21 protein-coding genes are annotated in these 23,097 nt (G+C 60.2%); 12 read left to right on the forward strand and 9 right to left on the reverse strand.

What is annotated here, in order from left to right:
* Positions 1-8 precede the first annotated feature (8 nt).
* Positions 9-371: an ArsR/SmtB family transcription factor gene (locus NT26_RS21220; RefSeq protein ID WP_142523791.1), complete on the forward strand. Its 363-nt coding sequence runs from the start codon at positions 9-11 to the stop codon at positions 369-371.
* Between the two features lie 283 nt (positions 372-654).
* On the opposite strand, the gene NT26_RS21225 is transcribed toward NT26_RS21220, so the two are convergent.
* The 3 genes from NT26_RS21225 to NT26_RS21235 all read right to left on the reverse strand — a co-directional run bounded on the left by NT26_RS21225 (position 655) and on the right by NT26_RS21235 (position 3,790).
* Positions 655-1,770 (reverse strand): flavin-containing monooxygenase, encoded by a 1,116-nt coding sequence (locus NT26_RS21225; RefSeq protein ID WP_065814616.1) that lies wholly within the window; start codon positions 1,768-1,770, stop codon positions 655-657.
* 88 nt (positions 1,771-1,858) lie between these two features.
* A complete protein-coding gene (locus tag NT26_RS21230) occupies positions 1,859-2,956 on the reverse strand; it encodes a L,D-transpeptidase family protein (protein ID WP_052642685.1) in 1,098 nt (365 codons plus the stop codon).
* A 120-nt stretch (positions 2,957-3,076) separates the two neighbouring features.
* Positions 3,077-3,790 carry an IS6-like element ISRsp9 family transposase gene (locus tag NT26_RS21235; protein ID WP_052642687.1) on the reverse strand — a complete coding sequence of 238 codons (714 nt, stop codon included), beginning with the start codon at positions 3,788-3,790 and terminating at the stop codon, positions 3,077-3,079.
* A gap of 268 nt (positions 3,791-4,058) precedes the next feature.
* Here NT26_RS21235 and NT26_RS21240 point away from each other — a divergent pair, with 268 nt between their 5' ends.
* The gene (locus NT26_RS21240; RefSeq protein ID WP_235864290.1) at positions 4,059-5,117 is read left to right on the forward strand and encodes a nucleotidyltransferase family protein; all 1,059 of its coding nucleotides are present in this window, start codon (positions 4,059-4,061) and stop codon (positions 5,115-5,117) included.
* Positions 5,118-5,426: 309 nt separating this feature from the next.
* Here the strand turns inward: NT26_RS21240 and NT26_RS21245 are convergent, their stop codons facing one another.
* On the reverse strand, positions 5,427-6,017 hold the full coding sequence (locus NT26_RS21245) for an exopolysaccharide biosynthesis protein (protein WP_052642691.1): 591 nt from the start codon (positions 6,015-6,017) through the stop codon (positions 5,427-5,429).
* A 268-nt stretch (positions 6,018-6,285) separates the two neighbouring features.
* Between NT26_RS21245 and NT26_RS21250 the strand changes: the two genes are divergently transcribed.
* The 7 genes from NT26_RS21250 (at position 6,286) to NT26_RS21280 (ending at position 11,752) form a co-directional block, all read left to right on the forward strand.
* The gene (locus NT26_RS21250; RefSeq protein WP_052642693.1) at positions 6,286-6,711 is read left to right on the forward strand and encodes an EF-hand domain-containing protein; all 426 of its coding nucleotides are present in this window, start codon (positions 6,286-6,288) and stop codon (positions 6,709-6,711) included.
* Positions 6,712-6,785: 74 nt separating this feature from the next.
* Positions 6,786-7,319 carry a superoxide dismutase family protein gene (locus NT26_RS21255; protein WP_052642695.1) on the forward strand — a complete coding sequence of 178 codons (534 nt, stop codon included), beginning with the start codon at positions 6,786-6,788 and terminating at the stop codon, positions 7,317-7,319.
* Between the two features lie 107 nt (positions 7,320-7,426).
* Positions 7,427-8,677, forward strand: coding sequence for a PRC-barrel domain-containing protein (locus NT26_RS21260; RefSeq protein WP_052642696.1), 1,251 nt, complete (start codon positions 7,427-7,429; stop codon positions 8,675-8,677).
* 110 nt (positions 8,678-8,787) lie between these two features.
* On the forward strand, positions 8,788-9,138 hold the full coding sequence (locus NT26_RS21265; RefSeq protein WP_052642697.1) for a hypothetical protein: 351 nt from the start codon (positions 8,788-8,790) through the stop codon (positions 9,136-9,138).
* A 187-nt stretch (positions 9,139-9,325) separates the two neighbouring features.
* Positions 9,326-10,003 (forward strand): PRC-barrel domain-containing protein, encoded by a 678-nt coding sequence (locus tag NT26_RS21270; protein WP_162197814.1) that lies wholly within the window; start codon positions 9,326-9,328, stop codon positions 10,001-10,003.
* A 2-nt stretch (positions 10,004-10,005) separates the two neighbouring features.
* Positions 10,006-10,512: a DUF2238 domain-containing protein gene (locus NT26_RS21275; RefSeq protein ID WP_052642700.1), complete on the forward strand. Its 507-nt coding sequence runs from the start codon at positions 10,006-10,008 to the stop codon at positions 10,510-10,512.
* A 124-nt stretch (positions 10,513-10,636) separates the two neighbouring features.
* Positions 10,637-11,752, forward strand: coding sequence for an FUSC family protein (locus tag NT26_RS21280; RefSeq protein WP_152338683.1), 1,116 nt, complete (start codon positions 10,637-10,639; stop codon positions 11,750-11,752).
* Positions 11,753-11,851: 99 nt separating this feature from the next.
* Here the strand turns inward: NT26_RS21280 and NT26_RS21285 are convergent, their stop codons facing one another.
* The 4 genes from NT26_RS21285 to NT26_RS21300 all read right to left on the reverse strand — a co-directional run bounded on the left by NT26_RS21285 (position 11,852) and on the right by NT26_RS21300 (position 18,020).
* A complete protein-coding gene (locus tag NT26_RS21285; RefSeq protein WP_082077841.1) occupies positions 11,852-13,378 on the reverse strand; it encodes a Do family serine endopeptidase in 1,527 nt (508 codons plus the stop codon).
* Between the two features lie 237 nt (positions 13,379-13,615).
* Complete coding sequence (locus NT26_RS21290; protein WP_052642705.1) at positions 13,616-16,231, reverse strand: outer membrane protein assembly factor BamB family protein; 2,616 nt, start codon at positions 16,229-16,231, stop codon at positions 13,616-13,618.
* Between the two features lie 364 nt (positions 16,232-16,595).
* Positions 16,596-17,204, reverse strand: a complete 609-nt coding sequence (locus tag NT26_RS21295; RefSeq protein ID WP_052642707.1) for a c-type cytochrome — start codon at positions 17,202-17,204, stop codon at positions 16,596-16,598.
* Positions 17,205-17,306: 102 nt separating this feature from the next.
* On the reverse strand, positions 17,307-18,020 hold the full coding sequence (locus tag NT26_RS21300; protein WP_052642709.1) for an IS6-like element ISRsp9 family transposase: 714 nt from the start codon (positions 18,018-18,020) through the stop codon (positions 17,307-17,309).
* Here NT26_RS21300 and NT26_RS21305 point away from each other — a divergent pair.
* Positions 18,019-18,477 (forward strand): MgtC/SapB family protein, encoded by a 459-nt coding sequence (locus NT26_RS21305; protein WP_052642711.1) that lies wholly within the window; start codon positions 18,019-18,021, stop codon positions 18,475-18,477. The genes NT26_RS21300 and NT26_RS21305 overlap by 2 nt on opposite strands.
* Before the next feature lie 128 nt (positions 18,478-18,605).
* Here the strand turns inward: NT26_RS21305 and NT26_RS21310 are convergent, their stop codons facing one another.
* Positions 18,606-18,974, reverse strand: coding sequence for an EamA family transporter (locus NT26_RS21310; RefSeq protein ID WP_082077842.1), 369 nt, complete (start codon positions 18,972-18,974; stop codon positions 18,606-18,608).
* Between the two features lie 81 nt (positions 18,975-19,055).
* Here NT26_RS21310 and NT26_RS21315 point away from each other — a divergent pair, with 81 nt between their 5' ends.
* Positions 19,056-20,681 carry an ISL3 family transposase gene (locus tag NT26_RS21315; protein ID WP_244467740.1) on the forward strand — a complete coding sequence of 542 codons (1,626 nt, stop codon included), beginning with the start codon at positions 19,056-19,058 and terminating at the stop codon, positions 20,679-20,681.
* Between the two features lie 184 nt (positions 20,682-20,865).
* Positions 20,866-23,028, forward strand: coding sequence for a ParB/RepB/Spo0J family partition protein (locus NT26_RS21320; protein ID WP_052642714.1), 2,163 nt, complete (start codon positions 20,866-20,868; stop codon positions 23,026-23,028).
* The last annotated feature ends 69 nt before the right edge of the window (positions 23,029-23,097 follow it).

Here is a 23,097-nt window from a genome sequence, read left to right on the forward strand (position 1 = left end):
TGGCTGATATGTCGAGCGAAACTGAATTGATGCTGCGGGTCGATACCCGCGTAGTCCAGTTGCGGGCGAAGCTGTTCCGGGGGCTTGGCGATTCTTCGCGGCTGGCGATTCTGGACGCGCTGCGCGCGGGGCCGCGATCGGTCGGGGAGATTGTCGCGAGCACGGGTCTTTCGCAGCCCAACGCCTCGAACCATCTACGTTGCCTGAACGAATGCGGTCTGGTCGCGGGCGAGCAGCGCGGGCGCTTCGTCCATTACCGCCTTAGCGATCCGCATCTGGAAACATTGTTGAGCCTGGCAGACGAGCTGGTGGCTGGAACGGCGCAGGGGGTTTATCCCTGCCGCAACTACGAGCCCGGGAAATCGGACTGATCCCCAGAGAGGGCTGCGCGGCGCATAGAATCGAAAGGCGGGACGCTTCTCAACGCCTCGGATATTTGACCAAGGCGGCGATAACGAGAACCAGTACGTCGAGCACCAGAAGCCAAACGAGCCAGGAACCACGCCAACTTGCGCAAAAAGGCTGGTTTTGCGCGGGTGACCGAAGGCCCAAGCAAATATCTGCGACATGATTTGTAACAGGAATCCGCCCAGGATGATCGGCTACGCCTCATGCTTCTACCCAAAGCCGAGACCTCGACCCGCAGCGCGCCGATCAACGAAGAAGCTTTGAGGTTTTATATCGAGAACGCACAGAGTGCATGAGCGTGCCGACGACGAAGGCGGCGTCGTCGCCAGCCCCTGCGATGAGAGCGGAGGCTCTGTTCCTCTGCCAGGGCCTGCCGACGAAGTAGAGACCGGGAACTGGAGAGACGCCCTCCTGGTGCAGGAGCCGTCCTTCGGCATCCACTGCGCCTTCGATTTTTATCCAGTCGAACTCGTCCCGGTAGCCGGCCGCCCAGACGACCGCCTGCGGCGCTTCGCGCGACCCGTCCGCGAAGACGGCATGGCAGCCGTCGACGGAAACTAGCCTCGGCATCAACACGACGTTCTTTCGAACCAGCGTGGCGTCGTCGTTGCCTCGGTTGGGGAACGGATCGATCCGGCGCATCCTTCTCCCGATGATGCTGTCAGGCTTTGCGCCCAGCAGTCCAAGACGCTTAAGCCACCACCAGGTGCTCTGCCCCAGGATTCGTTCGGGAAAGAGCTTGCGGGGTCGTCCCCTTGCAAGAAGCACGCGATGGCTGGCGGCAAGGGCCAGAGCGGCGTCCCTTCCGCTTGCTCCGTCTCCTACGAGCAGGACGGTTCCTTCGGCAACCGACTCGGCGTTCCAAAAGTCTGAGACGTGTATCTGCTGGATGCCGTCCGGGAATTCATTTACCATAGCCGGCACGCGCGGGACCGAGAACGGCCCGGTGGCCACGATGACCGCCGGGGCAGCATAGATCCTGCCGTCGCTGGACACGGCTTCGAATACGCCGTGTTTCCGACGGAGAGCTGAAATCCGCGTCCCGGTCTCGATACGGTGGCCGCCTACCTTCGCATACCGGGCGAGATATGCCGCGAACTCGTCTTTAGTAGCATATCCCTCCGTATCGCCTGGAAGGGGCAGCCCGGGGAGGCTGCTGATGCTCCGCGGCGTGAAGAGCGTCAGTGTTTCGTAACGCTGCCGCCAGCTATCGCCGACCGCGGCGGCGGCATCTACCAGGAGGTAGTCGACCCCCGCCTTCTTCAGTTCGTTCGCGGCGGCAAGCCCCGCCTGTCCTGCGCCGATGACGAGGACGTTCGTCCGAAGGGGTCCACAGCCGCTGTCGCTGACGTCGCTCGACATGCCGAGGGCCGAACCTGAGTGAGAGCTTGCATGCTCGCAGCAAGCGTTGCGGCCTTCACGATGCTCCTGACGTTCATCGTTCGTCACGTCAGTTTCCGGATGCCTGGTCGGAGATGCTACCGGCTCCCGCCCTCTTCCTCGCACCCTGGAACGGATCGGCAAGCGCCGCCTCTGGGCGGCTGACGGGATACTTGATGCCGGAGATGCTGGCTGCCAGCTTTTCGGGGCCGTTCTTCTCCAGAAGCGTGCGGAAGCTGGGGTGCATTCCTCCGTCGACATAGGCGGTTACGGGAGAGGCCTTGCTCTCCGCCAGGGCGGCGTCGACCTTCTGCTTCTCCGCATCGATCTTCGCCATGATCTGCGGATCCGGCTGCGTGACGGGAATTGGACAAGCTGCCAGTGGATCGCGGGGCTCGCCCCCTTCGAAGGCTGTGTTGAACACGTATCGCCGACCACAGGCCGAGACCTTCGGCTGCTGCTTCGTAAGTTCGAAGGCGTCGTAGCCCTCCTTGAGCATCCGCCAGAACGGCAGGTTCTCATCGCTCCTGTGGAGCGCCATGTTGTCGGCCGTCATGCGGAACGGATAGGCCTGCACCTGGAAGTGGTTCTGACCGGAGGAGAGCGCCTTCGAGACGATCGCGTAAATCTCGCCGACGCCCTGGTCGGTAAGAGCGTAGCATCCTGCGGAGGAACATGCGCCATGGACCATAAGCGCATCCCCCGTATAGCCGAGAGCGGATTCGAGCCGATTGGGATAGCCGAGATTGAAAGACACGTAGTACTGGGACTTCGGGTTCAGCATGCCCGCAGTCACATGATAGAAGCCTTCCGGAGCCTGACGGTCCCCGTTTTTCGTCTTCGGGCCTAGCTTGCCGGACCATCTGCACATCGGATACGTCTTGAGCAGGGCATACCGGCCCGCCCCGTCCATCTTCCAGACCTCAAGCTCGCTTTCCTGCTTGAAGATCCTGACAAGCACAGGGCTTTCGACCTTCATGCCCTTCTTGGACATCTCGGCGATCATCTTGCTCGGGATCTGCGGCGGAGCCTTGGCGGCCCCGTCCAAGGCCATGTCGGCTGCAACGCAGCTCGACAGCAGCAGTCCCACGGCTGCCATGCCCGCGAGACGACGTATCGCATGCTGAAGGGAAGTCTTCCTGCTCCGGACGGTCGCGATCAAGTGCATTCCTCTGACGTCGGTCGATGACTTCGTGCTGCTTTTCGAGACCAAGGTCCCCCTCATGTCGCTCGAAGGTGGCGTCGCCTTAACCTGACGTAGGACGCAATCATTTCTTTGTCCTGAATTTCAGGCTTGGATCGGCAACGCGATCTCACGCCAGGTGGCGCTGGCGAGGGCGCGGAGTTGGCGATGATCAGCGGCATTCAGGTGTTTTCGATGAAGTTGGAAAAGATTGGCAATTTGGCCGTGGGTTGAGACGAAACGTTGGCATTGACCTGCCGACTTGAACCGCATCATGCGTCGCTCTCGTCGTCGAACGGGAAGGTGAGAATTTTCTGCGAGGTTGTTGAGCCCTTTGTGCGAACGGTGTTCGATCCCCAGCATGATCTCTCGCTTTGCGGCGGAATAAGAACGCAGCTTGTCTGTCACCATCACGCGCGGCGCAACACCTTGGCTCTTCAACAATTTGCGCATCAGCCGAAGAGCGGCTCCCTTGTTTCTGCGGCTTTGCAGCAGAGCATCGAGAACGTAGCCGTTGGCATCGACGGCGCGCCACAGCCAGTATTTCTTGCCCTTGATCGATACGACCATCTCATCGAGATGCCATTTGTCTGCGAAGTTGCCGATCGACCGCCGCTTGAGTTGGTGGGCGAATTTCAGGCCAAACTTAGTCGTCCATTCTGAGACGGTCTGAAACGAGACGGCAATGCCGCGCTCGGCAAGCAGGTCTTCGATATCGCGCAGGCTCAGCGGGAACCGGTAATAGAGCCATACCGCATGCGCGATGATCTCGGCTGGAAAGCGGTGGCGTTTGTATCGGGCGGACGCATCGTCAGTCATGCCGATAGACTATTGCCTCGATCCGCACCAGCCGGTTAAGGCGACGCCTCCCACGCAGGGCGCCTCGCAAGGTCGACGGTTCAGGTCCTATCAAGATGGGCATCTCGACACCGGTCTTATATTATATTCGAGAAGGTAGTATAGTGAGGATCACGGTGGTGGTGCCTTGCATTGGCGGAGGCGGGCAGCGTCCACTGGGAGAGCCGCAAAGCCCGCTTGCTGATGCTAACTATACTAGATTTGTTAAAACGATATAGAGGGTGGCGTGATTAAGCAGATTGACCTCATGTTTCGCACCATGGTCGCGGAACTCCAGCAACGGGCATTCGATGATGATTGGGCGGAAGACTTCCCCCCATCGGGTAGATTCGTGCCAGTAGCAGTTGATGGCCGGCGTTACTGGTATTTCGACCAGCCCGACGGGGAGGGTGGGCAGAAGCGCCGGTATGTCGGGCCTGCCGACGACCCCCTGATTTCGGAACGGGTCGAAACCTTCAAGGGTGAGAAGTCTGACTATAAGGCTCGCCGCAAGTACGTTTCTACGCTTACGCGCGAAGCCGGTTTAATTGCCGCTGATCGCTTTACCGGCGACATCGTACAGGCGCTTGCCAAGGCCGGTCTCTTCCGGCTGCGCGGTGTTCTCATCGGCACTGTCGCTTTTCAATGCTACTCGGCATATCTTGGCATCCGTCTGCCTTCGGCGGCGATCCTAACAGGTGATGCAGACTTGGCCCAGGATTTCGCGATCTCCGCCGAGGTGGCAGATTCGCTGCCGCCGATCCTCGATCTCCTGAAAGGGCTTGATCCAACGTTCCGCGCAGTTCCGCATATCAGCGGCAGCTCTCGATCTCATGCCTTCCGGAACCAGAGCGGTTACAGGGTCGAGTTCATGACGACAAACAGGGGAGCCGAAGAATATTCGGAAAAACCCGCCAACATGCCTGCTCTCGGCGGCGCGTCAGCCGAACCGCTAAGATTCATGGATTTCTTAATCCGCGATCCCGTTCGTTCGATCTTGCTACATGGTGCCGGTATTTCAGTTGTTATCCCTGATCCTTGCAGGTACGCGGTGCACAAGCTTATCATTGCCGGCCGCCGTCAGAATGACGCCGGCGGCCAGGCCAAACGGGATAAAGACCTTAGACAGGCAGGAATACTATTCGACGTCCTGCCGGTCACGGGCCATGGGCCATCACTGGCTGACGCTCTGGAAGAGGCATGGGATCGCGGACCTGCTTGGAAGCTGGCCATCTCGGAAGCAGCCGAAACCATGCACAAGGAATATGGGGACGCTATCAATCGATTGGTTGGCATTCTCAAGAGATAAAGGTTAGGCCTCCTCAAAAGGAACGCCGATGACAATACTCATTCGCATCAGGTTGTGCGGGCCCATAAACAGCTGTGACCTTATAGGGAGCGATGGTTCACATCCGTTCAAGAGCGAGGCTATGACCGCTTAGCGCCCGCAGGTCGGTCGTTGGGCCTATTCCCTGAGGCGCTCCAAGACGGACATCCAACCATGGCAGTGTGACGTCGACTGTGCCCTTCAAAACCGTAGCGCTTCCGTTACGTCGAAGCGCCGCCAGGCGAGTGTCGGTTCCCGTCGGGGTAATCTGGACGATGCGTGACTGCAAAGTCAGGCACTGAATCCGAACTGCCAGACGGCGAAGGGTACGGCGGCCAGCAGTAGCATCGAGAGCGCGACGACCAGACCGTCCCGCGTCAGAACACCCGCCGCAAACAATGCGATGACAGCGGATGCGATTGAGCCGGAGGTCGGGATGACCTCCATCACCGGCATGAACAGCGTCAGGGACAGCACCAGCAAAAGTGGCACATATATCCATGGCGGGTGGATCAGGAACGTCCACCGTGGTCGGAGCAGGCGCTCAACCCAGTGAACTGGCTTTCGAAGCCATTGAATGCCCCGGCACAGCTTCTCCGTGGAAATGCGGCGGCTTGTGATGAAGTGCGGCAGCCAAGGCGTGCGCCGCCTGGCGAGTAACTGAACGACGAGTACGAATTCGACGACGGCTACCATTGCGGTGATGCCCGGTATCGCGCTTGCAGGTGACGTGGAGATCAGAGCGAAAGCCAACATGATCGACGCGAAGGAATGCTGCCCCATTCCCCTCAGCAGATCGTCCACTGCTATGTCATTTCCTTCCACCGACTTCTCCAGTCGATCGAGCACCTCGCTCAGCTGAGTGACGTCTTCTGCATCCATGCATCTTCTCCTTGCGCGGAAACAGATGGCAGCGCGGCGAAGGGGTTCAAGGTCTTTGACCTGTACTCCTGAAAGACGTCCAGCCGCCGACGGACCGGCTGTCATCGTCATTCCGGAAATGGGCATAGATGCTCACGAATGCGTGTCGCCCATGTGACCCATCGTTACTGCTGCTCACGAAACATTTCCATATGTCACATGTTGCCCCCTCAGAGTGTCGGCTTCCGATGCTCTCAACTCGCCAAGAGAACCAAAAGAGGAGAAACCCATGAAAACCACTATCGCACGACTCACGGCCTCCACGTTTGCGCTCTCTCTGCTGGCCGCGCCGGTCATGGCCGCAAACTATAGCGACTGGGACACCGATGGCACGGACGGTATCAGCGAAACCGAGTTCCGCGCCGGCTTTGAGAAGAACGAAGCCTTCGACAGGTGGGATACCGACAGCAATGGTTCGCTTAGCGAAGCCGAGTTCAAGGAAGGCATCGGCGACAAGGAACAGGCGTTCAGTGATCGTTACGGCGACGGCTGGTTCGATGACTGGGACGCTAACGCCGATGCCGGCATCGATGAGAACGAGTACTACGACGGTCTGTACTCGAGCTACGATGAGAACAACAACGACGTGATCGAGGAGCCGGAATATGGCGACCTTGGTGACGACATGGGCGATGATGGCTGGTTCGACGTCTAAGGGCGACACCGCCATGCGGAGGAGCGGCTGTGCTGGCCGCTTCTCACCCAATCAGATAGCAGAAGGAGACGCGAATGAGACATCTCGTCAAAGCCGCAGTCTTGACGGCTGCAATCGTTCCGCCAGCGCTTGCGCAGCAAGCAACGACAAGCCCAGGCGTCGCGCGGGCGACGTTCATCAACACTGACGGCGAATCCATCGGGACCGCCACCCTCCAGGAGACGCCCCACGGACTGCTGATCCAGGGCAAGGCAACTGACCTGCCTCCCGGTCTGCATGGGTTCCACGTCCACGAAACCGGCAAGTGTGACGCTCAAGACGGGTTCAAGTCAGCCGGTGGTCACTTTGCACCAGCCGGCAACGACCATGGTTTCATGACCGACAAGGGACCGCATGCCGGCGATATCGCCAACCATACAGCCATTGCTGATGGCACGATGGTAGTCGAGGTCTTCAATGAGAACCTTCGGCTCACGCAAGTCGAGAACCCCATATTGGACGATGACGGCGCCGCACTCGTCATCCACGCGACGGCCGACGACTATCGCAGCCAGCCTTCTGGAAGCTCAGACGACCGGATCGCCTGCGCCATTATCAAGCAAGGCTGATGACGTCCTGCAGGACGTAGTTTGAAGAGACATTGCCAAAGCAACAGGGCTCGCAAGCGCGGCTCAACCCATGCGCTCGCCCTGCAACGACAGAAAAGGAGAAGAAGATGAGAAAGATGCAAACCGCACTCGCGCTGGTTCTCGCCAGCTCAATCACGCCGGGAGCCGCTCAAGGTGCCGGTGATGCGTCCTCGAGCGGAGCAGATCAGGTCCGCAAACTCGGCGACCATGCCTTCTCGCAGTGGGACAGCAACAGCAATGATCGTCTGGAAGACGGCGAGTTCACAAGCGGGCTCCACGACGCGTGGAGCGGCGCCAACGGTGAGCTAGGCGAGCAGGCCTTCACCGAAAACTGGAACAACTGGTTCAGCGCCGATCCGCCGAGCTTTGCATCGCTTGATGAAGATGAAGACGGGGCTCTCTCCAACGAAGAACTCCAGATTGCTCTTAGCAATGCGGATCTCACCGGCGAATGGCAGGGCGCCGAGGACGGCTACCTGACGCCTGAGGAGTTTCGTTCGGGCCTGACAGCCGTGAACGACCGCGACCAGAATGGCACCTTGGATGAGCAAGAGTCTGAGCGCTTGGTTGCTATTGTGACCGTGCTCGTGCCCGACGAGGAAAACACCGCGTCAACGAACGCTCAGGGGGCAGGTGATGACGCAGCCAGAAGCCAAGGAGTTGAAGTTGGAAAAATCATCCCTCTGGCCGAGTGGAATCCGGACGAACTTTACAAAACTGCCTGGAGCGCCGAAGCACTGTTTGACCGACCTGTTTACGGAGCCGGAGACGAGAGGATCGGCGACGTCGAAGATCTGATCGTCGGTCCTGACGGCAAGCTGCTTTCGGTCGTCGCCGAGGTTGGCGGGCTCTGGGATATCGGCGACACCCATGTAAGCGTACCGTGGGAAGAGGTGACCGTTCGTGTGGACGGCTCGATCGCCATCCCCGTCACCGAAGAAAATGCCGATGACTACGGTGTCCTACGTGGAAGTGAGACGAACTTCGGAAATCGAATTGTCTCAGATCTCGACAATGAAGAGCTTGGGCCCCGTGCGTGGCGCGCGTCCGAACTGATCGGCGACATCGCCCGCGTCCGCGAACGTGGCAGCCAGGCGGAAGGGACCTATCGCGGGTACGGCTATGTCGAAGACCTGATCTTCAATGACGGCAAGGTGACAGCGGCAGTCGTCGACAGGGATCCGGCGGGTCCTGATGGACGGGGCGCGGTGGCCTATCCCTTCTATGGCTATGGCTACGGCTGGACGCCGGGCAACCCGTACTACGACCTTCCGTACGATCGCGGTGAAGTCAGTACGCTTGAGCCATTCGATCGCAGTCGTCTTAACGAAGGCTGATCCTAGCTGCGGACCGCTCAATGAGCATCCGGCGCCGATTGCGCCGGGCACTGCCGGCAGAGGTGTCGGCTTCAGGTCAAGTGACCTCAACAAAACGAAAGGAGACACTCATGAAACTGGCAACTTTAACCATCGCGTCAGCCCTGTTCGCGGTTCATGCCGTTGCACAGACGGATAGCGGAAATTCAACTGGCAACAGCACCGACGCGTCGACAACGACGACAAACCAGTCGGCTGAGACCAGCCAGTCCGACAGCGGCTCCGCCATGGCGCAGAGCAAGGTCCGGGATCAGTTGACGAAGGCTGGGTTCCAGAACGTTGAAATCCTTGACGCATCCTATCTCGTGCGAGCCCAGACAGAGGACGGCAACACGGTGCTGATGGTGATCGATCCGCCGATCGGCGGCACTTCTGGCGATGCCAGCACCAGTTCCGATGCTGAGCAGAAGACCAACAACTGACTTCAGCTGTTGCAGGCGGTGGCGTGCGTGACCGCCTGCAACATCAAATACCCTGAAAACCAATCGGGAGAAGATTATGTGGAGAATCACTGCTTCAGTTCTGTCCATCTCACTTCTTGCGGCGATAGCTGCCCCGGTGGCGGTTGCACAGCAAAGCACGTCGCAGGATGGGTCGTCTGACCCCTCCGTGAAGATCATTCCCGGCTGGAGCTATCGGCCGCTTTATGATGCGGGGATAAGCGTTGAGGAGTTGCTGGATGAGGGCCGGGTGCTGGACAGATCCGGCGGCGACGTCGGCAAGATTGAGAGCCTGATCTTCGCAGACAATGGCGAGGCTCTGGCCGTTATTGCAGAAATCGGCGGCTACTTTGAAATGGGCGGGACTCACGTCAGCATCCCCTGGAACCAGTTGGATCTCTCTGATGACGATCTCACCGCGAAAGCACCCATCGACGAAGACAATCTTGCTGACTACACTCAGTTTGACGAGAGCGGAATTCTGACCAAAGCGGATACTTCCAAGATCGGCACGGTTGAAGCAGACCGGGGGCTGGATCTCGGAGAGAAGGTATTTCGTGCACGAGATCTGATGGGCGATCACGCCTATATCGCGAATGATCGTCGCTGGGGGTACGTGAACGATCTGGTTGTTCGCGATGGACGACTGGTCGCGATCGTCGTCGAAGTCGCGGCGCAGGGGCCTTCCCGCCACTATGCCTATCCTTTCGATGGGGAGCCACAGATTGATCCAGGCAGCCGGCGCTACACGCTGCCACTCAATGAGAACCAGATCGCTGACATCGAGGAGTTCGACTACGACAAACTCGTTTCTGGCAGCCATACCGGCGCCATTTCGATCGAGTAGCAATGCCGAACATGATCCAGCGCCGAGAGAATTCTTTGCGAACTGGCGGTCATTTGCTTGCCTGGCTGCTGGCAGGATCTGCGGTCATTGCAAATGTTGCCGGATACGCTCTCGATCTCTACGACAAATGGTGGTGGTTCGATCGTGTCCTGCATGGCTTCACCATCCTGGCGCTCACCTACTGGTTGGCGATCCTCCATGTCCTGCCTCTGATACAGCCACGGTTTTCGGCCGGTATCCGATCCATACTGCTGATTGTCTCAGTCGGTATTGCTGCCGGCGCCGTCTGGGAGGTGGTGGAGTGGGCATTTGACTACGTCTCGAATGAAGACGTGATCAAGGGCAAGCATGACACGATTCTGGACATCATCATGGATACCATCGGCGCGCTTGCCGCGTCGGCGCTGGCACTCCTGTTCGATCGCGGGGAACCCCGGGGGAATGCAGGCGAGGATCGACAGCGGGCTGTGGCGGATGACGACAATCCGCGCGCGACGTCAGTCTCGTGATCACCGCGTGGGCCGGCCGGATTGCCAGATCGACGGGCTCACCTCCAGCATCCGATGTCCGTGAGCCAAATAGAGGAACAGAGATCCGCCGCCGGTCCGACAAGGGCAGGTGCGGACCAGCACCATGATTAGCCATCTGGTCTCCAGTGATACCAGTTGCCACAGCGACACCAACGAGCCCCCATCTACTCAAAGCTGGAGCTTGTCGCGACTCTCCCATGATCGACCTTTTCGTCTGGCAGTGCAGACTGGAGGTGGCGCGGCTCTCGCCTACGTGACTGCGAATGCCGCTGGCACGCCGGAGCCGTCGTGGTCCGTGATTTCGGCGCTCTTCGTGACCCAGGCGAGCCTGGGCGGAACAATCCGAAGTGCTCTCAGCCGCCTGATGGGCGGCGCCGTGGGGCTTGTTTTGGGTCTGGTCACGATCTTCCTGATCGGAACTGGAGGCTCTATGACCGTCTTGGGACTTACGATCGGCGTGGCCATGATGGCCGCCCTTGCTGCGATCAAGCCTAGCCTCAGCTATGGTCTGGTTACCGTGACCATACTAATCCTCGCACCAGGCGTGGAAGTCATCGAGGGGGCGCTGGTGAAGGCGGTGGAGATCACGCTTGGCTCTCTATGCGGTGCCGCCACTGCCGCTGCAGTCATGCCGCGGCCTGCCCATCGGCTGGTGGACGACCGGTTGGCCGACGCCCTGGAGGCCGCTGCCGATCTCGTCGCCGCAGACCTGCGGAGCATAGTTTCCACTGCAGATGCCGGGCAGAGGCGCTGCCAGGACAGGATCGAACAGGCACTATCACAGTCTCGCGCCTTGCTTAACCAAACTCGACCGCAACTGCGGCCGACCGGCGAAGCGGTCAAGGCAAAGGCGGCAATGAAAGCCGAGATCGAGCGGTTCTGGTATGGGCTTCGCTTCCTCGACCATCTTACGGAGCCTCTGCGAGCTGCCCGTCTACCGAAGGAGGCCATGGATCTGGTAGAGGAGCTTGGCGCGGCGGTCCGGGATCGGCTGCTTCATCTGGCTCGATCCATGAGAACAGCCGAGCCCCTTGAACTGTGGCGGCAGCAGCCGGCCGAGTTCTTGGAGGATCTCGACAAAATGGACGTCTCCATCGAGGATCGACCGGTCGAGGAAGTCCAGTTCCTTTTCGCTCTCACCTTCTCCTGCAAGTTTCTGGTCGAAGGAGTCGCTCGTATAGATGCCAAAGCGCATGCAGCGTTGAATCCTGCGGCATGACGAAGCGCACTAGCGCAGCTCAAACTTACCGCCCGGGACGGAAACAGCAGAACGCAGGCTTTGGCATGGCCAAGCCTGCGTTCGCGGCGAGAACTCCCGTTAGCTCTGCTGGATGGGCAGAGCAATGAAGCGGCTGCCTCGCTCCCCTTCGATCTGGAAGAGCGCATGGCTCCTGTCCGACTTGCGCACGTCCGCCAGGATATCCTTCGCATCGTCGACGTCGGCTACCTCGTTGTTGTTGATCGAGGCGATCCGTTCACCTTCCGATATGCCTCGCGCCGCGGCCTCAGATTCAGGGTCGACCTTGGCAATCAGCAGTCCCTTGCCATCCTGAGCAGGTGCAACCGTCAGACCAAGGCTTGGCAGGGCATCCTGGCTGGAAGGCGTAGGAGCCTTCTCCTTCTGCCCTTCCTGCGCCTTGCCATCGGCATTGGCGAGATCGCCAAGGGTCACGTCGATGGATTTCGTCTCGCCCTTGCGCCAGACTGAAAGCTCGACCTCCTTCGAGGGACCCGCCGAAGCGACCTTGACGGAGAGGTCGCGCGCATCCTCGATCGGTTCGCCGTTCATGGAAAGGATGACGTCGCCCGCCTCGATACCCGCCTTGGCGCCAGGAGACCCTTCCTGCGGTTCGACGACAAGCGCACCCTGTTGCTTTTCAAGACCCAGCGACTCGGCGATCTCCGCGTCGACCGGCTGGATCTGCACGCCAAGCCATCCGCGCTCGATTTCGCCGTCGTCGATCAGATCCTGCACAACGTCCTGCGCTACATAGGCGGGTATCGCAAAGGCGATACCGACATTGCCGCCAGAAGGTGAAAAGATTGCGGTGTTGATGCCCACGACCTCGCCATCCAGGTTGAAGGCAGGGCCCCCGGAGTTGCCGCGGTTCACGGCAGCGTCGATCTGAATGTAGTCGTCGTAAGGGCCGCTTCCGATGTCCCGGCCAAGCGCCGAGACAATGCCGGCCGTGACCGACCCGCCGAGTCCGAACGGGTTGCCGACAGCGACAACCCAGTCGCCAACGCGCGCCTTCTTATCATCGGCGAAATCGACATAGGTGAAATCGCGCTTTGCATCGACCTTCAGAACCGCCAGATCGGTGCGGCTATCCTTGCCGACAAGCGTCGCCTCGAGTTCGGTTCCGTCGTCAAGCAGCACGCTAAACTCGGTGCCGTTGTCGACGACGTGATTGTTGGTCACAACGTAGCCGTCTTTAGAGATGAAGAAACCGGATCCTTGAGACATTGGCCGAGCGTGCTGCGGAGCATTCTCTCCATCAGGTATGCCCTTGAACCCCGGTCCGCCGAACTGGTCAAAGAAGCGTCGCAGCGGGTGGTTCTCAGGAAGGTCACCAAACCCCTGACCCGACCCGAAGCCCGGCATGCTATCGGATACCTGCTTCATCTCACCCTTGACGCGGACAGAAACGACGGCCGGCGACACCGCCGTGACGACATCTGCGAATCCCGGAGCCGCGGCCGCTGCGTCTACCTTGACCGGATCAGCAAAGGCCTGCGCAACGTAACCAGTTGCTCCGCCATAGACCATGACAGTCGCAAGGCCTGCAGCCGCTGAACTTTTCAGGATGGTTTTGAGGCGCGTGCTATTCGTGTTGATTCTCATTGATAAACAATCTCCTTCCATTGTGAGCCGTCCGGCTCGATGGCCCGGAAGATAGAGACGCTGACCTTACGAGGAGGTGGAAGGCATATGAAGGATCGTTAAAGTTCGCCTTTCCATCTCGTAATCTGTGACTGCCCGGGACTGCGAAGCGGCAGCTTGCGGGAGAGCCCGCAAAGCGGGGGTAACGGAGGAACGAAGCAGCACGTCTCCGGTTACCGCCTCCACCGCGCGCTGTTACTACTCCGGCAACCCATAGGCGATGATCGTGTCGCTGATCGGCGTCTCCATGAAGTGGTGGCCGCCCGGATAGATGATCACGAACTGTCGCCCGTCGACTTCCACCACCATGGGGTTTGCCTGACCGCCGCCGGGAAGGGTGTCACTCCAGAGAGTTTCGCCGGTCTTGATGTCGATCGCGCGGATCAGGTTGTCGGTGGTTGCTGCGATGAAGATCAGTCCTCCCGCAGTTACAGCCGGACCGCCATTGTTCGGTGTACCGATGGTGACCGGCAACATGGACGGGATGCCGAAAGGACCGTTGCGTCGCGCCGAGCCGAATGGCCGATCCCAGACCGTATTGCCGGTGGCAAGATCGATGGCACGGATGCCGCCATAGGGGGGCTCCTTGCACAGGAGCCCGGTATACTTCACCCGCCAGCCGGCATTCACGTCGATCGCGTAAGGGGCGCCGATCTGTGGCCCTGCTTCCCCTAGCGGTCCTTCGCTGTCCGCCGGCGGCTCGTAGATCGCCCTGAGGCCTGCTTCGTCGGCCTCTTGGCGCGGCACAAGCCGGTTGTGGTTCGGCATGTTGTTGTAGTTGGCGATAAGCAGGCCCCGCTCGGGATCCACAGCGACCGACCCCCAGTCGTTGCCGCCGTTATAGCCGGGATATTGGATCCAGCGCTGGTCGGATGTGGGCGGCGTGTAGATGCCCTCGTAGTGGGAGCGGCGGAACTGGATGCGGCACCAGAGTTGGTCGATGGGCGACATGCCCCACATGTCCTCCTCCTCCAGCGCCGGAAAGGCCAGCGTATGATATGTGGAGAAAGGCTGGGTGGGCGACAGGTAGTCCGGCTCGACGCCACCCTGCGGCACGGGCCTTTCCTCGACGGGAAAGAGGGATTCACCGGTCTCTCGGTTGAGAATGAATATGTCGCCCTGTTTGGATGCCAGGACGACGGCCGGCACCCCGCCGTTGTCCGTCGGGAAATCGATCAGCGTCGGCTGGCTGCCGAGGTCATAGTCCCAGACGTCCCGATGAACCGTCTGGAAGTGCCAGGCGGGCTGGCCGGTCGTTACGTCCAGCGCCACCAGCGAGGTCGAGTACTCGTTTTCCTGTTCGCTCCGGTTGGAGCCGTAGTAGTCGACGGCGGAGTTGCCGAGCGGCAGGAAAACATAACCCAGTTCTTCATCGCCGGCGGGGATCGTCCACATGTTCGGGGTGCCGCGTGTATAGACTTCTTCAGGCCCGGCCTGGCTGGTGTCGCCGGGACGACCCATGTCCCAGGCCCATTCGAATTCTCCGCTGACGGCATCGAAGCCGCGGATAACGCCGGACGGGGAATCTTCGGCATTACCGTCCTTGACCTGCGCGCCGACAACGACCACGCCGCGGACGATGACGGGCGGCGATGTCAAGGAATACCAGCCAGGCACTGTCTCGCCCAGCCCGCGCTCCAGATAGACCATGCCATTGTCACCGAATTCGGTGCAGAGGCGGCCGGTCTCGGCATCGATTGCAATGAGGCGCCCATCCAGTGTCCCCCAGATGATCCGGGTCGCGCAGGCATCGTAGGGGTGTGCATCCGGGACGTCGAAATAGGCTACGCCCCGGCACGTTGCGCCATAGGGGATTGCGTCTGCAGGAACCATGGGATCATAGCGCCATTCTTCCTTGCCCGATCCCGCATCAATGGCAATGATCTTGCCCATTGGCGTGCAGGTGAAGAGCTTCTCGCCGATCTTCAGCGGCGTGTTCTCAGGCGAATACTTGCCCTCCGCCTCTGACGATGGCAGGTCGCCGGTGTTGAACTCCCAGATCCGTTCGAGCTGGTCGACGTTGTCCGGCGTGATCTGGGTCAGCGGCGAATACTTGGTTCCGTGAATGTTGCCGCCCCAGGCCGGCCAGTCGGCACCGGTTTCGCGCATGGCAAGTGCGGACCGATCCTCTTCTGCGGATTGACCCTCCGGCGCGGGATCGTGGGGAACCTCCGGATTGATGACGACGTCGCTTTCGCTACCTGCCGATGGCTCCTGAGCGGAGTTCCGATCGGTGAGGGGTGCGGTAGGCGCGGCCGGGGCAATGCTACTGCCATCGGCCGGTGGTTGCACCGGCGCCTGCGCGGCAGGGTCGGCCGGTCCCTCTTGTGTATCGGCCTGAGCAAAGACGGAGGCGGGCCGAAGCCAGGGCGCGGATGTTACGCCGATCCCCAAGGCTGCCAGGACGGCCATTGCGGTCGCCAGTCCTCGTTGACGGGTGCTGTGTTGCGGGTCGCTACGGCGCAGGGACGGTATGGCTATGAGAACCAGCAACAGAATGACCGTCGGTGCAACCACTCGGGGTACGAGCGGCCACCCTTGAAGCCCGACCTCCCAAAGGGCCCAGATGAGCGTGAACACATAGGTGGCCCCATAGGCGAGCACACCCAAGTATCGACCTGTCACCATCAAGATACCCGAGAATAGAAGCCCGATACCGGCGGCCGCGTAATACCACGAACCGCCCAGCGTAATCAGCCAGATGCCGCCAATGCCGATGACAAGGCCAAGCAGGACCAGGAGAAGTCCCAGCAGGAACGCGTACCAGCCAGGCGCTTGACGAGGAGTTGTGCGGGGGGACGTGTGATTGGTCATCAGCCGTATGCCTCCTGAGGTTGATGTCGCAGCCGTGAGCTCAACAAGGCGAAAAAACGATTGTTCCTGTACGGCCGTCGAAAGTTCCAGAAGTGAAGAAACCAGTGCGTCAGCCGGATTGGCAATGAATGGTGGTAGATCCGCGTGAACCAAAAGCGGTGTATTGCTTCGCCGCTGATCTCGCCTCGCCTGTGCTATTATCCTGTCTGGTCAAGTGCGCGTCCCTTGATCTGCGACGCTTCGCTTTCTGCATTTAAGGCGGTCGTACTGAACAAGGCACATGGTCCGAGCCGCAGTCACGGCTGACATTCTTGTGATGCTGACCCCGAGGCCGGCGGTGGCTGCTGTCCTAAAGATCAGACTATCACCGTAACGTGTCCTGCGGGACGGAGATGGATCGCGCAAGCGGACGCTGAGAATACCAGGCAGAGACTGCTGCAATCTGTTCGTCCGTCATGTTCCGAGCAATCTGGTCCATGATGTGGGCATAGGCCGTTCCGCCTCGCTCGCCCTCCTGCCAAAGCTGAAGATGCCGGGAAAGATACCATTCTGGCTGGCCTGCCAAGTACGGATAAAACGGATTGCCGCCCTGTGGCTCAGATGCATGACAGCTTTGGCAGGCGGGAATCTTTCTTGGTCCGATGCCCTCGACGGCGATGCGTCTTCCTAGCTCCAGCAGCTCCTCGCGGCGGGACGGCGGTCCGGCGCTCGCGGCCGTTGGGACGGCCGCGTAGGATAGACTCCCCTCGCCTTCCAGGACGCCGGCCTCGTCCTGCCGGGAAAAGGGCAGTGTGGCGACGCCTACGCTGTTGCCCGGACCCGGATCTGCAAATGGAACCTCTCTTGCTGGCGCGACGATGTTCTGGGACCGCGAGGTTCCCGGAACCGCAGCCTGCGCTGCCGGTTGTTCTGAGTAGTAGCGGGCCAATGCCTCAAGAATCTCTGGAGCGTACCTTCGTGCGGGCGGCTCCATGAAGCCGCTCTGTCTCTCTCCGTGCGCGAATGCCTGAAGCGTCGCATACGGTGGCGTCGCCTTAACCTGACGTAGGACGCAATCATTTCTTTGTCCTGAATTTCAGGCTTGGATCGGCAACGCGATCTCACGCCAGGTGGCGCTGGCGAGGGCGCGGAGTTGGCGATGATCAGCGGCATTCAGGTGTTTTCGATGAAGTTGGAAAAGATTGGCAATTTGGCCGTGGGTTGAGACGAAACGTTGGCATTGACCTGCCGACTTGAACCGCATCATGCGTCGCTCTCGTCGTCGAACGGGAAGGTGAGAATTTTCTGCGAGGTTGTTGAGCCCTTTGTGCGAACGGTGTTCGATCCCCAGCATGATCTCTCGCTTTGCGGCGGAATAAGAACGCAGCTTGTCTGTCACCATCACGCGCGGCGCAACAACTTGGCTCTTCAACAATTTGCGCATCAGCCGAAGAGCGGCTCCCTTGTTTCTGCGGCTTTGCAGCAGAGCATCGAGAACGTAGCCGTTGGCATCGACGGCGCGCCACAGCCAGTATTTCTTGCCCTTGATCGATACGACCATCTCATCGAGATGCCATTTGTCTGCGAAGTTGCCGATCGACCGCCGCTTGAGTTGGTGGGCGAATTTCAGGCCAAACTTAGTCGTCCAATCTGAGACGGTCTGAAACGAGACGGCAATGCCGCGCTCGGCAAGCAGGTCTTCGATATCGCGCAGGCTCAGCGGGAACCGGTAATACAGCCATACCGCATGCGCGATGATCTCGGCTGGAAAGCGGTGGCGTTTGTATCGGGCGGACGCATCGTCAGTCATGCCGATAGACTATTGCCTCGATCCGCACCAGCCGGTTAAGGCGACGCCTCCGCTCGGCGGGATCCTTGGATATGAGCGGGAACTGAAGGGAAGAAGCGCTGGCGTGCGGACGCACATGCTGGTGGCCGTCGGTGCAGCACTTTTCGTACTAGGTCCGTTGCAAAGCGGAATGGAGATTGGAGATCTATCCCGCGTGCTGCAGGGCATTGTACAAGGGATCGGCTTTCTCGGTGCGGGCGCGATCATGGTTCGTGCAGCGCGGCGGGAGGTCGAGGGTTTGACGACGGCAGCGAACATCTGGGCGACGGCAGGAATTGGAGTGATAGCGGGCCTGGGATTGGAAGCAACCGCCGTCCTGTCAACCTTCGTGGTCTTGATCATTCTCGCGGCAGTACCCGCTATGCTTCCAAAGCTGTCCGCGAAGAAATCAGGCCCGAACGAGTCTGATCCAAGTTGAGCAGATACATCGTCCCGATATCGCACTCCGTCAGCTAGGACCTCGAAGCCGGATTAGGTGCTTCGAAAGCAAATTCCTCCCGCTTCACCATTCAAGGTCGCCTGTGACATCTCCGGGGGAGGGATGCTTTAGTCCTTCAGAACGCCCATGACTATGAGTCCTGCCGCAGTCACGAGGGCGCCGAGGATGACCGGGGGAGCAGCCCACCCGTGCCCCAGAAGCCCCTCAAGCACGATAACGAAGCTGGGCGTCAGATATCCATAACCAAGGACTTTGGCAGCCGGTAGACGCATGGACGCGTACTGAAGCAGTAAGAAGGTAAAGGCGGTCGTGACGATGGAAAGGTAGGCAAGGGTGGCCCAGACCGACAGTGGCAACGCTGTAAACTCCAGCGAGACCAGCTCGCGTGCACCCGTCGGCACCAGCCATGGCACCGTGAACACGATGATCCAAAAACCGAACAATACGGGGTTCTCCCCCCGGGATAGTTTTCTCAGCTGTCGCGTGGCACTTAATCGGGTTCTTCCTCACTTTGTGTGGTTCATTCGCCGTTAGCGAGGTTTTGGCTATGGGCGGGCATGCGAACGAAATCGAAATGGTCGCCCGGCCCAGGGGTCAAAGTACTGGGTGTCGCGCTCACCGTTGATGACGGTTGGGTTGTTTCCGCAGCTGGATCCAAGATCGGAATTTGCCCCGATTGTGGATGTCGAAGCCGAAGTCGGCATGGCTGGTCCTGCCGCAGCCTCCAGGATCTGCCAGTCCAGGGCAAGCCCGTCACAGTGAAGCTCCTGCTGAGCCGCTGGCGATGTGCACATGGGGAATGCGCACGACGAACGTTCACCGACCGTCTTCCGACGGTAGCTGATCCATACGCGCGTCGGACGAGAAGGGTCGGAGAGATTGTCGGGCTGCTCGGGCATAGCACTGGCGGCCGTCCTGGCGAGCGGTTGATGCAGCGGCTCGGCATACCGGTCAGCGACGACACCATCCTGCGGCAACTGAAACGGGATGCTGCAGTTGCCCAACGCAATTCCAAGATACGTGTAGTCGGTATCGATGATTGGAGTTGGCGGCGCGCGACGAGCTATGGGACCATCATGGTCGACCTCGAGCGCCGCTCGGTCATTGACATACTGGATGACCGTAGCGTCGAGAATGCGGCCAAGTGGCTTCGGAGTCATCCTTCCATCGAGATTGTCAGCCGCGACCGCTGCGGCCTGTATGCGCAGGCCACCCGTGAAGGCGCACCGCAGGCCCGGCAGGTTGCCGATCGGTTTCATCTGGTCCAGAACCTTCGTTCGGCCATCGAAGAACAGATGAACCTTTCTGGGCGTGCCACCGGCAGGGCCATTCTTTCGGAGGACGCAATTGTTGACGCTGCGACACATCGCCGGCGCGCCCGTCTCGCGCATAGGCAATCTCGCCAGGAGATATTCGACATGCTCCATGCCTTGCGCCAGCAAGGGCTGTCCTACAGCGAGATCGCCAGACGGACCGGCTATGAGCGTCGCAGCATAACGAAGTGGCTCAAGTTCGAAGCTCCACCAGACAGGCGACGAGCAGCACTGAACCCCACATCACCATGGTATTTCGAAGCCTTCCTTGCCCAATGCTGGAGGGATGGGAACCGGCGTGGACGGCATCTGTTTCATGACGTCAAGCAGCGCGGCTACACCGGCAGCTTCTCCAATCTGGAGCGGTTGCTCGGAGCTTGGCGGCGGGCCGAAAGGCGACAGGCCGATGATGTACCGCCCGCCGCGTTGAAGTCGGAACCGGTTCGAGATCCCGAAACCGGTCATGCAATCTCTCCGGTGGTTGCCGCGGCGCTATGTATCAAGCCGCGAGGCCTGCTGACGGACCGGCAGGCAAGGAAGGTCGATGCCCTGAAGCAGGGATCTGAGGCGTTTGCCGAGATGCGACGCCTGGCGATGCGCTTCAACGGCATCCTTCGCGGCAAGAGATCGGCACCACTGGATGCATGGATCGACGATGCGATCGACTCCGACCTCATTCCTATCATGCGGTTCGCTCGCGTCCTCCGCAGAGACATTCATGCCGTCAACAACGCGATCGAGCTTCCCTGGAGCAACGGGCAGGCCGAAGGCCAGATCAACCGCCTCAAGACCCTCAAGCGAGCAATGTACGGTCGGGCAGGCCCTGAATTGCTGAAGGCACGAATGCTGCCGCGGCTCCACACAAAGTGAGGAAGAACCGTTAAAGTTGAGAGACTGCGGCCTGTTCCGCCGCCTCGGGACTGACGACTTAACAGCTGTTAAGGTGCTGTCTCGGGAGCGTTAGAACAAGAGAGGGAAAGGTTTGTTGGTTCGAGGGGTGACGGGAAGTGAGATCGGGAGAGTGGCTCCCGACGCCCGTCGTGGAGAAGATCTGATGGCGAAATCTGCCCAGAAAGTCACCCTGTCCCCGTCCCGGGACATTCCCTTCGACAAGCTCGTGCTGAGCCAGTCCAACGTCCGGCGCATCAAAGCCGGCATCTCGGTCGAGGAACTGGCCGAAGACATCGCCCGCCGCGGGTTGCTGCAGAGCCTGAGCGTCCGGCCCGTTCTGGCGGATGATGGGTACGAGACCGGCAAGTTCGAAATCCCCGCCGGCGGCCGGCGCTTCCAAGCCCTGTCACTCCTGGTGAAACAGAAACGTCTGGCCAAGACGACGCCCATTCCCTGCATCGTACGGGATGCCAATTCTGCGATCCTCGCCGAAGACGACTCTCTGGCTGAGAACATGCAACGCGCGGCCCTGCATCCGCTCGATCAGTTCCGCGCCTTCGTGGCGCTGCGGGAGAAGGGTCAGGGCGATGAAGAGATCGCTGCCGCCTTCTTCGTCACACCACAGGTAGTCAAACAGCGCCTGAAACTCGCCGCCGTGGCCTCTGCCCTGCTCGAGCTTTATGCCGAGGATGAAATGACGTTGGAGCAGCTGATGGCTTTCACGGTCAATCCGGATCACGAGCGTCAGCTTCAGGTCTGGGAGGCGATCAAGTCGTCCTGGAACAAGGAACCCTATCAGATCCGGCGGATGCTGACAGAAACCTCTGTGCGCGCCTCTGACCGTCGGGCCGTCTTTGTTGGCGTCGAGGCGTACGAGAAGGCTGGTGGCACCATGTTGCATGATCTCTTCCAGGGCGATGACGGCGGCTGGCTGGAAGACCCTGCCCTGCTCGATCGTCTGGTCAGCGAGAAGCTTCAGTCTGAAGCCGAAGCGATTGCGACCGAAGGTTGGAAATGGATCGAGGTCTCGCTCGACCTGCCCTATGGCTACAGCCACGGTTTGCGGCGGCTGAGCGGAGACCTGGCGCCGATGACGGATGACGAAGGCGCGGCGCATGCCAAGCTGCTTGCCGAGTACCGAGCGATCGAAGAGGAATACGAGGGTCAGGATGAGTTCCCCGAAGAGATCGACGCGCGTCTTGGCGCGTTGGAAGTCGCGATGGAGAAGCTCGAGGCTCGGCCGCTGATCTTCGACGTGGAGGCGATCGCGCGGGCAGGGGCTTTCGTGACGCTTGACCGCTATGGCGAGCTTGCCGTTTATCGGGGCTTCGTACGGCCCGAGGATGAGCCACGGGCAGATGTCCACAGCGGTGAACAGGCGGCAGACGGGCAGGGCGCTGAGCTTTCAGCTACGAGCAGCGCGGATGGTGTCGGCCACGGCACGGTGATCACCTCTGCCGGTCAGGCGCTTGCCGCCATCGTGCCCGAAGACGAGGATGATGGTGCGTTGAAGCCCTTGCCCGAGCGGCTGGTCATGGAGCTGACGGCGCACCGGACATTGGCACTGCGCGAAGCTGTCGGGCGCTCCCCTGACGTCGCGTTGACGCTGCTGCTCTTGAAGCTCGTCAATGACACCTTCCGGACATCCAATTCGTCGGGCAGTTGCCTCGAGGCTTCGGTCCGTCACGTCTACATGTCCGCACAGGCGAGCGATCTGAAAGACAGCGTGGTGGCCAAGCTGTTGGACGATCGCCACGCGGAGTGGGAGGCCGACTTGCCGCTTGGTGACGATGCCGTTCTTTGGGACTACCTGGCTTCCCTCGATCAGGCGAGCCGGCTGTCCCTGCTCGCGCATTGCCTCAGCTTCGGGATCAACGCGCTCCACGAGAAGGTGAACCCCTATGGTGCCGGTATCTCCGCCAGCGGTTTGACCAGGCGAATGACCCAGTCTGACCTGGTCGCACAGGCGGTCGAACTCGACATGGTCGAGGCTGGCTGGGAGCCGACGGCCGATACCTACCTGAACCGCGTGCCCAAGGCCCGGATCCTCGAGGCCGTGCGTGAGGCAAAAGGGGAGGGGACGGCGCAGCTCCTCGATCACCTGAAGAAGGGTGAGATGGCGACCGAAGCCGAGCGTCTGCTGAAAGGCAGCGGCTGGTTGCCGGAGGTTCTTTGCCGTCACGATATGGTAGCACTCGGCGGTGCGGAAGGGCAGGGGGCGCCTGAACTCGTTTCCGACGCCGAGCAGGCCGAAGATGTCGACCTTCCCGCCTTCCTCACCGCTGACCTGCCGGGTGACGAGGCTTCGATGATGGCTGCTGAGTGATCTAAGCTATCCGAGGGCGGGTTCTCCCGCCCTCAATCACATAAAATGTAACAATATCAATAGGATGAA

It is taken from the genome of Pseudorhizobium banfieldiae, from assembly GCF_000967425.1.
GTDB lineage: Bacteria > Pseudomonadota > Alphaproteobacteria > Rhizobiales > Rhizobiaceae > Neorhizobium > Neorhizobium banfieldiae.